Raw genomic sequence first — 13,188 nt, 5'->3', positions numbered from 1 at the left:
TGATCCCGCCGCGCTGCAACAGTGGCAGCAGGCGCAAGCGCAGCGCCCCTAAGCAAAATAGCAAATGCCCGTGGATAATGACTCGGCGGGCATTTACCGTAGAACAGAAATCGACGCATCACCTTAAAACATACGGTCACGCATCAATCTGCTCCATCGCCTGCAATATCCGCTTGTCCGATATCGGGAACGGCGTTCCCAACTGCTGGGCGAAATAGCTCACCCGCAATTCCTCAATCATCCAGCGCACCGCCTTAACGTCGTCATCGTCACGGCGCTCGGCCGGCAGTTTATTCAACCACTGGCGCCAAGCCTGCTGCACCTGCTCGACCTTCAGCATTTGCGCCCGATCGCGGTGAACATCGATCGCCAGTTTTTCCAACCTGCGATCGATAGCCTGTAAGTAACGCAGTACATCCGGCAGCCGCTGCCAGCCGTTGGCGGTAACAAAGCCGCGGAACACCAAACCGCCAAGCTGGTTTTTAATATCGCTTAACGCCAGCGCCATCGCCATATCGACCCGGCCTTTCAGCCGTTTATTGATGGCAAATACCGCGGTCAGGATCTGCTCGACCTGTTTGGCGATATCAACCACCGTGTCATTGAGTTCGGCGCGGACTTTTTCATGCAGGCGCTGAAATTCAGCTTCCTGCCAGACCGGCCCGCCAAATTCACCGATCAGCTTATCGACCGCGCAGGAGATGCAGTCATCGATCAGATCGAGCACTTTGCCGTAAGGGTTGAAATACAGCCCCAGCTTCGCCTTGTTCGGCAATTTTTCGTGCAGATATTTTATCGGTGATGGAATATTCAGCAGCAACAGACGCCGCAGCCCCTGACGCATCATCTGCTGTTGCTGGTGCGGCGTATCAAAGAGACGGATCGCCACGCTGTCCTTTTCATCCACCAAAGCCGGATAAGCCTTGACGGAGTAACCGCCGCGTTTCTGCTCATAGCGCTCCGGCAACGAGCCAAAACTCCAGACGTGTAAATCACGCTGCTCCAACCCATCGTCGACCACCGCGGACAACGTCTGCTGTACTTTGTCTTTGAGCTGCTCTTTCAGCGCATTCAGATCCTTACCTTCCCGCAGCGCGCGGTTTTTCTCATCAATAACGCGAAACGTCATTTTCAGATGATCGGGCACCTGTTCCCAGTGCCACTCTTCACGCGGTACGCTTACCCCGGTCATCAGCCGCAGTTCGCGCTCCAGTGCATCCAGCAGCCCCTTTTCCAACGGCGTGGTCCGCGCCAGAAACGCGTCGGCGTAATTCGGCGCCGGCACAAAGTTACGACGCATCGGTTTAGGTAATGACTTGATCAAGGCAATAACCAGGTCGCGCCGCACGCCGGGAATTTGCCATTCAAATCCTTCATCCCGCACTTGGTTAAGAATGGGAAGCGGAATATGCGCCGTTACGCCGTCAGCGTCCGTTCCCGGCTCAAACTGGTAGGTCAGACGCAGTTTCAGGCTTCCCTGATGCCAGAAGTTTGGATAATCCAGCGCGCTGACGTTATCCGCCCCGTCTTTAATCAGCATGCTTTTTTCAAAGTTCAGCAGGTCGGCATCCTGACGGCTGGCGTCTTTCCACCACTTGTCAAAATGACGGGCGGAAATGATGTCGTGCGGTAAGCGCCGATCGTAAAACGCAAACAGCGTTTCATCGTCCACCAGAATGTCGCGGCGACGAGATTTGTTTTCCAGCTCTTCAACTTCCGCCAGCAATTTCAGATTGGCGCGGAAAAAGGCATGACGCGTTTGCCAGTCGCCTTCCACCAGGGCATGGCGAATAAACAACTCGCGCGCCAATACCGGATCGATCTGGCTGTAATTCACCTTGCGCGCCGCCACAATGGGCAGACCGAACAGCGTGACTTTCTCCTGCGCCATCACCACGCCTTGCGCCTTTTCCCAGTGCGGATCGCTATAGCTGCGTTTAATCAGGTGCTGAGCCAGCGGCTCGATCCATTCAGGATCGATACGGGCGGCAATGCGTCCCCACAGGCGGCTGGTCTCCACCAGTTCGGCGACCATCGTCCATTTGGGCGGTTTTTTAAATAACCCGGAGCCGGGAAAAATCGCAAAACGCGTATTGCGCGCGCCGCTGAACTCCTGCTTATCGATATCTTTCTGGCCGACATGCGATAACAGGCCGGTCAGCAAGGCGCAGTGGATACTGCGGTAGTCCGCCGGTTCGCTGTTGATCGGCAACCCCTGTTCTTTAACCACCTGGCGCAGTTGGGTATAAACATCCTGCCACTCGCGTACGCGCAGATAGTTCAGGTAATCGCTTCGGCATAAGCGCCGGAACTGACTGGAAGATAAGGCTTTTTGCTGTTCGCGCAGATAGTCCCATAAATTCACGAACGCCATAAAATCGGATTCTTTATCCGCGAAGCGCCGGTGCTTTTCATCCGACGCCTGCTTTTTATCCAACGGACGTTCGCGCGGATCCTGAATGGAGAGCGCGGCGGTAATCACCATCACTTCGCGCACGCAACCGGTACGGCGCGCTTCCAGCACCATCCGCGCCAGCCGGGGATCGATAGGCAGTTGAGCCAATTGCCGCCCCAGCGGCGTTAAATGATAGTGGCCGTTTTCCGCCAGTTGAATCGCGCTTAGCTCTTCCAGCAACCGCACGCCATCCTGAATGTTGCGCTTATCCGGCGCTTCGACGAACGGAAACGCGGCAATATCGCCTAACCCCAATGAGGTCATTTGCAGAATGACGGAGGCTAAATTGGTCCGCAGGATCTCAGGATCGGTGAATTCCGGACGTGACAGGAAATCCTGCTCGGAATAAAGCCGGATACAAACCCCGGCGGCCACGCGTCCGCAACGCCCTTTGCGTTGATTGGCCGAGGCCTGGGAAACCGGCTCAATCGGCAGACGCTGCACCTTGGTGCGGAAACTGTAGCGGCTGATGCGCGCCGTGCCAGGGTCAATAACATAACGGATGCCCGGTACGGTCAGAGACGTTTCGGCCACGTTGGTCGCCAGCACAATGCGGCGACCGTGATGAGACTGGAATACCCGATTCTGCTCCTGGTTGGATAAGCGGGCATACAAAGGCAGAATCTCGGTATGGGGCAAATCCAGCTTGTTCAAGGCATCGGCCGTATCGCGAATCTCTCGTTCGCCGCTCATAAAAATCAGAATGTCGCCCGGCCCTTCGCGGCTCAGTTCATCCACCGCGTCAAAAATAGCCTGTAGCTGATCGCGGTCGCTGTCTTCGGCATCTTCCACCACCGGGCGATAGCGGACATCAACCGGGTACGTCCGCCCGGAAACCTCAATAATCGGCGCATTATTGAAGTGGCGCGAAAAACGCTGCGGATCGATGGTGGCTGATGTGATGATGATCTTTAAATCCGGGCGCTTGGGCAGCAACTGGCGTAGATACCCCAGAATGAAATCAATATTCAGACTGCGTTCATGCGCTTCATCGATAATCAGGGTGTCGTACTGCATCAGCAGGCGATCCTGCTGGATTTCCGCCAGCAGAATACCGTCGGTCATCAGCTTAACCAGCGTATTGTCGCCCACCTGATCGTTAAAGCGGACTTTGTAACCCACGCATCCGCCCAGCGGCGTTTCCAGCTCGGCGGCAATACGATCGGCCACCGTTCGGGCGGCCAGCCGGCGCGGTTGCGTGTGACCGATCAGCCCGCGGACGCCGCGCCCCAATTCCAGACATATTTTCGGTAACTGCGTGGTTTTGCCTGATCCGGTTTCCCCCGCCACGATAATCACCTGATGTTCGCGCAGCGCATGCAGAATTTCGTCTTTTTTCTGGCTGACGGGCAATTGTTCCGGATAATTGATGGAGGGGCAACTTGCCCGACGGTTCTCCACGCGCTGGCGGGCCGAGACGATCTCACCTTCAATTTCCTGTGCAATAACGGTCTGCGCCAGCAGGCTGCCGACTTTCGCAGCCCCTTGTAAACGGCGGCGCAGACGTTGCCCATCACGGAGCATTAACTCACTGAGCTGCGAAGATAATGCGTTGAGCGGTGATTTCACGTTGCTATTCCTTAATACTTTTTTGTATTACGCCTTTATTTTTCGGCGGGCATGGTAGCACATCAAAGGCCGGAGCTATAACCAGAGACGGCCGAACCTTATTCAATAAAATCGAACGATGTACTCGAAATATTGCACTTTCAACCTATTAAGAGGCTACATATGATAGTGGCCATCAGGGGACATATCGTTAATTGGCCCGACTTCAATCAATAAGGAATTGGCATGAGTAAAGTATTGGTTCTAAAATCAAGCATCCTGGCAAATTTTTCTCAGTCAAATCAATTGGCTGACTATTTTAGCGCACAATGGCAAGCGTCCCATCCCGGCGATAGCGTCACCGTTCGTGATTTAGCGGCACAGCCAATTCCGGTTCTCGACGGTGAATTAGTCAGCGCATTGCGTCCGTCTGATGCGCCGTTGACGCCGCGTCAGCAGGAAGCGTTAACCCTGTCTGATGAGCTGATCGCCGAATTGCAGGCGAACGACATTATTGTCGTTACCGCCCCTATGTATAACTTCAACATCCCGACGCAGTTGAAGAACTACTTTGACCTGATTGCCCGCGCAGGCGTGACCTTCCGCTATACCGAGCAAGGTCCGGAAGGTTTGGTCAAAGGCAAACGCGCTATCGTGCTGACCAGCCGTGGCGGTATCCATAAAGATACTCCGACCGACCTGCTGGCGCCGTATGTGCGTCTGTTCCTGGGTTTCATCGGTATTACCGATGTCGAGTTCGTGTTTGCCGAAGGTATTGCCTACGGTCCGGACATGGCGGAAAAAGCCCTTGAAACGGCTAAAGCGCAAATATCTCAATTAGTCAGCGCTTAACATAAAAAACATCATTGTTATTTTGCCACTCATATTCTTATATTTAGCTGTTATTGCGCGCCTTCCGGCGCGTGAGGTTGATGACAAACCTTCCCAAACCCGTCATTCCCGCGCAGGCGGGAATCAGCCAATGGCTGTTTACGGTTTCAGCAGGAGATTCCCGCCTACTACTGCGGGAATGACCGCGCTGGGGCCGTGAAGGATGACAGGGGTATATTAGGGCTTTGTCAGCAGTCTGGCGCGCCTTTCGGCGCGTTTTTTATAGCGGGCGGACGCTATGGACAGGCCGTCGCAAGCGGCGTTTCATCACTCCCGGCGATTTTTTACCTCTTTACCCGCGGCATTGTCTGATTTCTCCAACAGCTGAGCGGCTTCTTTGTCGGCCTTAATGTAAATCTCATGCTCGATTTTGACGTTCATATTGATGGTTATCGGCTCTTTGGGCGCCGCCACTTCTATTCGCGGTATGCACCCTGTCAACAGCAGCACGCAGAGCGCTCCCGGCCATGTATATAATTTTTTCATCATCCAATCCTGATTATTCATTCGCCCGCTGCTCCAGCGTATCCTGCAAATTATCGCCGAAGCGTAAGCTGCGCCATAGCTGGAAGATATTCTCCTGATGGCGGTAGTTGAGCGTCACCTGCCTGTCGGCGCTGAGCGTCGGGTTTTTCCCCTGAATTTGCGAGGTCAAAGACAGCGCGCCCTGATTATCCAACTCAACCGTGGCATAGGAGCGGCCGATTTCCAAATAACGCAGCCAGCCAATGGCTGCGCCAGTGGCCATGTTTTTACTTGCCAGTTCCTCGGCCAACTGCTGATCCAGCCGTAGCGTCAGGAAGCTATCATTGGTGACGCGCCCTTTTTGAATCAACATTTGCGGATGATTAAAATTAAGCGGTAAAACGCCGCTCACCTTCCCGGACATGGCGATCTGTTTCAGCTTCAACGCCGTCAACAGTTCGCTTAGTTCGACACTTTCCACAGTTAATAATGCGTCGTCATGCTGGGGCCAGCGTAAGGCCGACAGAGCGATATGTCCGCCCAAAACATCCATACTGGCCTGCGACATCGTCAGCGGTTGCCCTTCGCTGTATGGGTAAAACCCCTGCAAATCGACCCGGATATCCGTCATCCGAAACAAATTATCCAGGGTATCAATGCGCAGCGTGACCGGCTGTCTCACGCCTAACTGCCAGCGCTGATCCTGAAGGCGATAAGGTAATGTAAAATTAACGCCGCGCACTTCGCCATCCTGCAACCACAGCTCGCCGTTTTTCACCACCCAGTGTCCGCCGGCGCGGAATCCTTCTCCGCGGGCGGCAGAGAAAGCGGACTGCGCATAAAATTGTCCGGCCCGGATATTCATGTTCAATCTGGACGACAAAAGCGGCTGAAATACGGTCAGCGGCTGTTGCGGCCACCATGCGCCACCGCGCAGGCGTTCGCCATCCCAACGTCCGCGCAGCGTAACCGGACCGATATCCTGCGCCTGTAGCCGCCCCTGCCAAAGGAAATCACCGGGATCGCGACCATTCAGTTTAAACGATATCAGCGATGGCGGAAGATAACCGCCGTTACTGAAATCCACCTGTTCCGTCGCCAGTTGCAACGCGCCCTGAAAATGCGCGTCCGCTTGAGTACGCTGCCAGCGCATCGGCTCCGTGAGTGTCAGCCGGGGCTGGTGAGCCGTCACCAAACCATAACTCAGTTGATCCAGCCCGCTGGAAAGCTGCTGCACCTCAATAAGCGTGTCCTGCCAGCGGCCTCTGCCGGCCACATCCCACTTAGCCTTTAACGGCGGCAGTTGCCCACGCCCCCAGTAACGCCACTGCCACTGCCCGCTATCCGGCCAAAAATCTTGCGCCTGTCCATCAAGATGCAGATTGAACCGCCCCCAATATTCGTCATGGGCTTTAACAATCGCCTGTAATCGGCCATTAATGCCGGACGCCCCGATCCTGACGCCGGCCAGCGGCCAGCGCGCCTCTTCAAGCCGTAGCTGCGGCGCCAGCGTTCCCCAGGCGCGCAATAACGCCCCCGGCAAAATAGACAATTCGGGATTCAACACCGAACCCTGGATCATGCCCGGCAATGACGCGGTCACCGAGATATCCGCCAGGTTCGCCTGACCGGTCAACTGGAAACGCAGTTGGCTGTCTACCAAGCCCAGATTGCCCGGCCCCAGAACCAGCACGGCATTGGCTTTACCATTATGCCCCTGCGTTAGCATATTCATACGGGCATCAATGCGGGTTTTATCCAGTCCCTGACGCCAATGCTGCAATGTGACCGATAGCTGACCGGATAGCGGTTGTCCGGCATAAGGCCAGCGCCAAGTACCGTTCTTAATCTGTACCGCGTCTGGCGTCAGTTGCCACGGTAATAACACCAGGGGTTCATCATCACCCACGGCATTTAATGACAGCGATCCCTGCCGGCCTTGCCAACGCAATGACGCCGATACCGACTCCGGCGTTTGACCCGTCGTCAATTGGCCCTTTAGCGTGCCCTGCTCAGGGAACCGCGCCAGCGTATCGGACAGATCCATCTCTCCGTCGATGTGTAAACGGGAATAATCCGCCGGGGGGGCCAGCATGCCGTTGCGCAATACAAGATGCCGATCGTTTAATTCCGCCTGAAAAGCCAATTGATCGCCCTGATAATCGATCGTCTGTCGCGTGTTGCCATCGGTGCTTAGCCGCACCTGTCCGGCATAATCCTGCCAGGGTTTTAGCGTGAATGTTTTAATCGTGATATCTGCGGCAGGCAAACGCCGCTGCCATTGCGACAACAGCGCAGGAGCCGTATCCGTACCGGATGACAGTTGCGCCAGGCAATCGCTATCCAGCGTGACCGCGGTCGTATCGATATGCCAGCGCCCGGATTGTCGGCGCAGCGAAATATCCTGCACATCCAGCAACCGACAGTCACCGGCTTGCAGGCTGAACCCTTGACTGCGCAGCCCCCCATCGTGCCAAACGGGCGAAGAGTTCAGCGTGAACGACATCTCTGACGGCAACCAGATCCCAATTAAACGAGGCAACCATTGCGGCAGCGTTCGCCATGACACGATCAGCAACAGCAGTACCAGCGCCAATCCTGCCAGTGAATATTTTTTAGTCATTAGGGGATATTAAGCATCCTGTTCCATGTAAAACCAAAACCTGTTATTTCCTGCTCTATTATGTAGGAATTATAGGCTGTTAATCCCTTCACCTTTATATAGTAGACAACCATAAGACTGCATACTGAACTTTCTACGCCTTATCGCTCCCTATGATTATGGTGTTATTGTTAGTCAAGCAACAGTTTGTCTATTCAGTATTTTCTGATAGCTTAACAAGAGGACTTTGCGGAGAAACACGCTATGAAATTGGCAGTTTACAGTACTAAACAATACGATCGTAAGTATTTAGAGCGAGTTAACCAACAGTTTGGCTATCAAATTGAATTTTTCGATTTCATGCTGACGAAACGCACCACGGCAACGGCAGCAGGCTGCCAGGCCGTGTGCATTTTTGTTAACGATGACGGTGGCCGTGAAGTGTTGACCAAGCTGGCGAAACTTGGGGTAAAAACGCTGGCGTTACGTTGCGCGGGTTTCAACAATGTCGACCTTGATGCGGCCAAAGAGCTGGGGATTAGCGTGGTTCGGGTGCCGGCCTATTCACCTGAAGCGGTGGCTGAACATGCGGTCGGGATGATGATGTGCCTTAATCGCCGCATTCATCGTGCCTATCAGCGTACCCGTGACGCTAATTTCTCGCTGGAAGGCTTGATTGGTTTCAACATGCACAACCGCACCGCGGGCATTATCGGCACCGGCAAGATCGGTATCGCCACCATGCGCATCCTGAAAGGGTTCGGTATGCGCCTGCTGGCGTTCGATCCCTATCCAAACCCTCAGGCACTGGAACTGGGCGCGGAATATGTGGACCTGAAAACGCTGTATGCCCGTTCGGACGTCATTTCATTACACTGCCCGCTGACGCCGGAAAACCACCATCTGCTTAATCAGACCGCGTTCTCGCAGATGAAAAACGGCGTGATGATCATTAATACCAGCCGCGGCGGATTAATCGACTCACAAGCCGCCATTGACGCGCTGAAGCTGCAGAAAATCGGCTCGCTGGGGATGGACGTCTATGAGAACGAGCGCGATTTATTCTTTGCCGACAAATCCAATGACGTTATTCAGGACGACGTGTTCCGCCGCCTGTCCGCCTGTCATAACGTGTTGTTTACCGGCCATCAGGCCTTTCTGACGGAAGAAGCGTTGACCAGCATCTCTCAGACAACGCTCCAAAACCTGAGCCAGATAAGCCGGGGCGAAGAGTGCACTAATTTATTGAACCCTTGAGTCAGTTCCGCTTATCCCCTGCGGCGGCCTTACGCCTTCGCGGGGATCAACCTGCGGGACAGGTGCCATTCATCAATGCGCGTTCATCACAACGTTTGCCATTCGCCAACTGGCAAGTCCCCACGCTGGCGCCATTTAACTGCCTGGACAACGCCATCGTTCCCCCCATTAACGAACAGCTTGCGTCAGCAGGCGAATCGCTTTTCAGCAGCACGGTGGGATTGCCGTTATTAAATGAAGGCTCCTGCTGATTGACGGCCGTGGTTCTTTCACTATTGCCGCATCCAGACAGCACGAGGACAGCAGCAGTGAATAACCATTGATACAATTTCATTCTCTGGCTCCGAATCGTTTTATTATGTGAAGTGAGTAGTGGCTCCGCACCACTCTATTTACCACACCTTATTTCACTGTCACACCGATAAATGCGCGAATACGGCATAAGATCAATAATGCGGGTAGCACTGGGAGCTTACGCCACAGCGCGATGAGCGAAATCAGCCCTAACCCGGCGGTCAACCACAAGGCCGATTGCCATCCGGCATAATCTGCCAGTATCAGACTCAAGGGTACGCCCAGCACGGTGCCGCTTGCCATTCCTCCCATTAGAATTGCAATAGATTTACTTCGCGCATGAGGCGCAGAGAGCGAGGCCGCTGCCGCTATGCCGGTTGCAAGATAGATGCCGGCGCCAATACCGGCCGGAGATCGCCACCCTGACGGTAAACCGTTCGCAGTTGGACAATCCAGACGGGAATAACACCAGGCTACCCATTCGCTGACGTGCGGATCCGGAAAAACTGATCTGGCATTCGTCGCCGGAATCCGTACCATACACGCCATACTTATGCATGTTGGTTAAAAACTTGTACGGTAACTATTTTGCCCCTGTGGTGCCCCTTTCCAGAATGAGCACGTGTAGAAATGGAAGAGAAACAGCAAGTTAACAAGAAGCAGCAATATAATTTAAACAAACTTCAAAAGCGCCTGCGCCGCAACGTGGGTGAAGCTATCGCCGACTTCAATATGATTGAAGAAGGCGACCGCATTATGGTTTGTCTGTCCGGCGGTAAAGACAGTTTCACCATGCTGGAAATTCTGCGCAATCTGCAACAGAGCGCGCCGGTTAACTTCTCGCTGGTTGCCGTCAATCTTGATCAAAAGCAGCCGGGTTTCCCTGAACATGTGTTGCCGCAATATCTTGATAGTCTTGGCATTGAGTACAAGATAGTGGAAGAGAACACTTACGGTATCGTTAAAGAAAAAATTCCGGAAGGTAAAACCACCTGTTCGCTGTGTTCACGCCTGCGCCGCGGTATCTTATACCGTACGGCCACGGAACTGGGCGCAACCAAAATAGCCCTTGGTCATCACCGTGACGACATCTTGCAAACGCTGTTTCTGAATATGTTCTACGGTGGGAAATTGAAAGGTATGCCGCCGAAACTGATGAGCGACGATGGAAAACACGTTGTTATCCGCCCGTTGGCTTATTGCCGGGAAAAGGATATTGAGCGTTTCGCCGAAGCCCGTCAGTACCCGATTATTCCCTGTAATCTTTGCGGCTCGCAGCCCAATTTACAACGTCAGGTGATTAAAGACATGCTGCGCGACTGGGATAAACGTTACCCAGGCCGCATTGAAACCATGTTCAGCGCCATGCAGAACGTGGTGCCTTCCCATCTTGCCGATAATGCGCTGTTTGATTTCAAAGCCATACATCATGACAGTGAAGTCATTGACGGCGGCGACCTGGCCTTTGATCGCGAGGCGATCCCGCTGCTGCCTGCCGGCTGGCAGCCAGATGAGGACAACGACGAGATCGCCCCGCTTACCCGACTTGACGTACTCGAAATCAAATAGGCGCCCAAAACAAGCCGATAATCAAGTTAACGCGTTGATTAAAAAGCACAGAGAGGGTGTTAAGCCTCTCTGGTCAAGGCGCTCCCCCTGACATCGTTATGCCCGCGCAGGCGGGCATCTCTCCAATAGGCACCGACAGTGCATGACCGTGTTCGTCACCGGTATGGCGGCGGATCGATAATCGGTTTCGGGTCTGGATCGGGGATCGGCGGCGGTTTGGGCAACGGATCCGGGATAGGAATCGGGTCGGTAGGGATCGTATCAACAAGCGGATATTCAGCCGCGCTCTGAATATACATATCTTTCTCCTCGGTGTTGGATGAATTGGCGTCAAATCCAGCTACTGAAATGCCGATGAGACTGGCTGTCGAAACCAGCGCCAGTCTATTAAGCATAGAAGCTGAGAGGGAAAGCACAAAAAACGCCTGATGCGTTCTACTGATAAGAGGCGAACCTTCGTCGCTCGGCGGCGTCAAGCCTGGATTTATCCCGTCGTCGCGCCAACCGCTCGTCTGAGAGATTCAACGCCCGATCAGACGCTTTTCCAACAGGCGAGTCATGCGGGCGATCGGGTAACAATAGTAGAAAAAAAACAGCAGCAGCGTGAAGTAAACCAGAATGGTGAAATCAACCCGCGCCACGGTATTACTGGCAATAGTGGCCATATCCACCACGTCATGCACGCCGACCAGCGAAGCCAGCGAGGTACTCATGGTGATGCTGGCATACACATTCATCCACGGCGGCAGCATCCGGCGCACGCACTGCGGCAGAATGACGTAGCGAAAAATCTGATTACGGCTAAAAGCCATCGACTGCGCGGTTTCCCACTGGGCGCTGGGGATGGACTGCACCGCACCGCGAAAAATCTCCGCGATGATGGCGCTGGCCGGCAGGCCAAGTCCAATCACCACCTTAACCCAATCGGGGAAAGGGATATACCAGTGCAGAAAAACGATTTCGAAGGGAAACACATAGGTGGTGAAATAAATCAGTACCAGCACCGGCGCGTTGCGAAAAATCTGCACCCAGAGCCGGGTCAGCGTGCGCAACAGGCGCGAGGGCGCCAGCGACAGGCCGCCCACCGCCACGCCCAGCAGCGTGCCCAACAGCATGGCCAGCGCGCTAATGACGATGTTGACGCTTATCCCTTGAAACAGCGCCGGCAGCCAGCGCCATAGCTGGGTCACGGCAAACGGCGCGCTGTCGGCGTTTGCCAGCAGCAGATTGACCGCCACAATCGCCAGCAGCGCGATCGCCCAGAAATCAGACAGCACGGCGCCGATAAGCGTGCGGCATTTGCCCGGCCGCGCGATACTTTTCACCACGATATCATTGACCATAGCCCGGCATCCTCAGGCGGTTTTCCAGCCATCGCCCGGCGACGCTGACCAGCCAGGTCAGCACGGCAAAGTAGACCAGAATCAGTAAGATTAGCTCCAGTACGTTGTCGCGCTGCGACCAGATCATAATCGACTGATAGGTCACGTCGCCAACGGCGATGGCCGAGGCGATGGCCGTCATTTTAACCAGATCCACCAGATTATTGACGAGCGCCGGCAGAGAAAAACGCACGGCTAACGGCAGTTGCATATACCAGAAGATTTGCCGTCGGCTGAAGGCCATGGCGCGGGCGGCCTCCAGCGTAACCGGCGCCACCGCCTCAATGCCGGCGCGCAGCGCTTCGGCATGGAACACTGCCTTATGCACCGACACCACTAACACGACCCACATCAACGGCGATATCGGGTTGCTGCCCTGACTGATATGCTGGGTAATCAGCATATTGAGCACCAGAAAGGCGCAATACAGCTGCACTAGCGTCGGCGTATTACGCACCAGTTCGACAAAAGCGCTGACCGGCGCGGTCAGCCAGCGCATCTGGCTGGTGAGCGCCGCTGCGATGAGCACCCCCATCAGCAGGCTGAACGGAATAGTCAGCAAACAAAGTTCAAGGGATACGCCCATGCCGCTCAAAAACGCGGCCCGGTCAACGGGGTCCAGTACAAATGCATAGTTCAGGCCCAGTGGTTTAAAAAACCCCACCAACCCGGTCAGGAAAGCGTCAATCAACTGCCCAGAATACATCGTCTCATCCTCCTTGCTA

The 13,188-nt window shown here is 54.5% G+C and carries 11 protein-coding genes; 3 read left to right on the top strand and 8 right to left on the bottom strand.

Annotated features, from left to right (window positions below):
* Positions 1 to 136 precede the first annotated feature (136 nt).
* Positions 137 to 4,024: an ATP-dependent RNA helicase HrpA gene (gene hrpA / locus ACN28R_RS07145; RefSeq protein WP_095834025.1), complete on the bottom strand. Its 3,888-nt coding sequence runs from the start codon at positions 4,022 to 4,024 to the stop codon at positions 137 to 139.
* A gap of 225 nt (positions 4,025 to 4,249) precedes the next feature.
* Here hrpA and ACN28R_RS07140 point away from each other — a divergent pair, with 225 nt between their 5' ends.
* Positions 4,250 to 4,855, top strand: coding sequence for an FMN-dependent NADH-azoreductase (locus ACN28R_RS07140; protein WP_048638776.1), 606 nt, complete (start codon positions 4,250 to 4,252; stop codon positions 4,853 to 4,855).
* 306 nt (positions 4,856 to 5,161) lie between these two features.
* Here the strand turns inward: ACN28R_RS07140 and ACN28R_RS07135 are convergent, their stop codons facing one another.
* Positions 5,162 to 5,380 (bottom strand): YnbE family lipoprotein, encoded by a 219-nt coding sequence (locus tag ACN28R_RS07135; protein ID WP_095835755.1) that lies wholly within the window; start codon positions 5,378 to 5,380, stop codon positions 5,162 to 5,164.
* A gap of 13 nt (positions 5,381 to 5,393) precedes the next feature.
* Positions 5,394 to 7,982: a YdbH family protein gene (locus ACN28R_RS07130; protein WP_095834024.1), complete on the bottom strand. Its 2,589-nt coding sequence runs from the start codon at positions 7,980 to 7,982 to the stop codon at positions 5,394 to 5,396.
* Between the two features lie 243 nt (positions 7,983 to 8,225).
* Here ACN28R_RS07130 and ACN28R_RS07125 point away from each other — a divergent pair, with 243 nt between their 5' ends.
* Positions 8,226 to 9,218 (top strand): 2-hydroxyacid dehydrogenase, encoded by a 993-nt coding sequence (locus ACN28R_RS07125; protein ID WP_095834023.1) that lies wholly within the window; start codon positions 8,226 to 8,228, stop codon positions 9,216 to 9,218.
* A gap of 46 nt (positions 9,219 to 9,264) precedes the next feature.
* On the opposite strand, the gene ACN28R_RS07120 is transcribed toward ACN28R_RS07125, so the two are convergent.
* Both ACN28R_RS07120 and ACN28R_RS07115 read right to left on the bottom strand, forming a co-directional pair.
* Positions 9,265 to 9,552: a putative hemolysin gene (locus tag ACN28R_RS07120; RefSeq protein ID WP_072065887.1), complete on the bottom strand. Its 288-nt coding sequence runs from the start codon at positions 9,550 to 9,552 to the stop codon at positions 9,265 to 9,267.
* A gap of 68 nt (positions 9,553 to 9,620) precedes the next feature.
* Positions 9,621 to 10,061: an MFS transporter gene (locus tag ACN28R_RS07115; RefSeq protein ID WP_072065886.1), complete on the bottom strand. Its 441-nt coding sequence runs from the start codon at positions 10,059 to 10,061 to the stop codon at positions 9,621 to 9,623.
* An 81-nt stretch (positions 10,062 to 10,142) separates the two neighbouring features.
* On the opposite strand from ACN28R_RS07115, the gene ttcA reads away from it, so the two are divergent.
* On the top strand, positions 10,143 to 11,081 hold the full coding sequence (gene ttcA / locus ACN28R_RS07110) for a tRNA 2-thiocytidine(32) synthetase TtcA (protein WP_048638771.1): 939 nt from the start codon (positions 10,143 to 10,145) through the stop codon (positions 11,079 to 11,081).
* Between the two features lie 155 nt (positions 11,082 to 11,236).
* On the opposite strand, the gene ACN28R_RS07105 is transcribed toward ttcA, so the two are convergent.
* The 3 genes from ACN28R_RS07105 to ACN28R_RS07095 all read right to left on the bottom strand — a co-directional run bounded on the left by ACN28R_RS07105 (position 11,237) and on the right by ACN28R_RS07095 (position 13,169).
* A complete protein-coding gene (locus ACN28R_RS07105; protein ID WP_095834022.1) occupies positions 11,237 to 11,476 on the bottom strand; it encodes a hypothetical protein in 240 nt (79 codons plus the stop codon).
* 126 nt (positions 11,477 to 11,602) lie between these two features.
* Positions 11,603 to 12,424 carry an amino acid ABC transporter permease gene (locus tag ACN28R_RS07100; RefSeq protein WP_095834021.1) on the bottom strand — a complete coding sequence of 274 codons (822 nt, stop codon included), beginning with the start codon at positions 12,422 to 12,424 and terminating at the stop codon, positions 11,603 to 11,605.
* Positions 12,414 to 13,169 (bottom strand): amino acid ABC transporter permease, encoded by a 756-nt coding sequence (locus tag ACN28R_RS07095; protein WP_095834020.1) that lies wholly within the window; start codon positions 13,167 to 13,169, stop codon positions 12,414 to 12,416. The genes ACN28R_RS07100 and ACN28R_RS07095 overlap by 11 nt, the downstream gene beginning before the upstream one ends.
* Positions 13,170 to 13,188: the final 19 nt, after the last annotated feature.

The organism is Brenneria goodwinii (assembly GCF_002291445.1).
GTDB lineage: Bacteria > Pseudomonadota > Gammaproteobacteria > Enterobacterales > Enterobacteriaceae > Brenneria > Brenneria goodwinii.
The sequence above is the reverse complement of the archived record's forward strand: the minus strand, read 5'-3'. Positions and strand labels throughout refer to the sequence as shown.

Bases quoted from the DNA above. Each gene is read 5' to 3' on its own strand.
- ACN28R_RS07115 (WP_072065886.1), bottom strand. From the start codon at position 10,061: ATGGCGTGTATGGTACGGATTCCGGCGACGAATGCCAGATCAGTTTTT.
- ACN28R_RS07100 (WP_095834021.1), bottom strand. From the start codon at position 12,424: ATGGTCAATGATATCGTGGTGAAAAGTATCGCGCGGCCGGGCAAATGC.
- ACN28R_RS07130 (WP_095834024.1), bottom strand. From the start codon at position 7,982: ATGACTAAAAAATATTCACTGGCAGGATTGGCGCTGGTACTGCTGTTG.
- ttcA (WP_048638771.1), top strand. From the start codon at position 10,143: ATGGAAGAGAAACAGCAAGTTAACAAGAAGCAGCAATATAATTTAAAC.
- ACN28R_RS07095 (WP_095834020.1), bottom strand. From the start codon at position 13,169: ATGTATTCTGGGCAGTTGATTGACGCTTTCCTGACCGGGTTGGTGGGG.
- ACN28R_RS07120 (WP_072065887.1), bottom strand. From the start codon at position 9,552: ATGAAATTGTATCAATGGTTATTCACTGCTGCTGTCCTCGTGCTGTCT.
- ACN28R_RS07125 (WP_095834023.1), top strand. From the start codon at position 8,226: ATGAAATTGGCAGTTTACAGTACTAAACAATACGATCGTAAGTATTTA.
- ACN28R_RS07135 (WP_095835755.1), bottom strand. From the start codon at position 5,380: ATGAAAAAATTATATACATGGCCGGGAGCGCTCTGCGTGCTGCTGTTG.
- ACN28R_RS07105 (WP_095834022.1), bottom strand. From the start codon at position 11,476: ATGCTTAATAGACTGGCGCTGGTTTCGACAGCCAGTCTCATCGGCATT.
- ACN28R_RS07140 (WP_048638776.1), top strand. From the start codon at position 4,250: ATGAGTAAAGTATTGGTTCTAAAATCAAGCATCCTGGCAAATTTTTCT.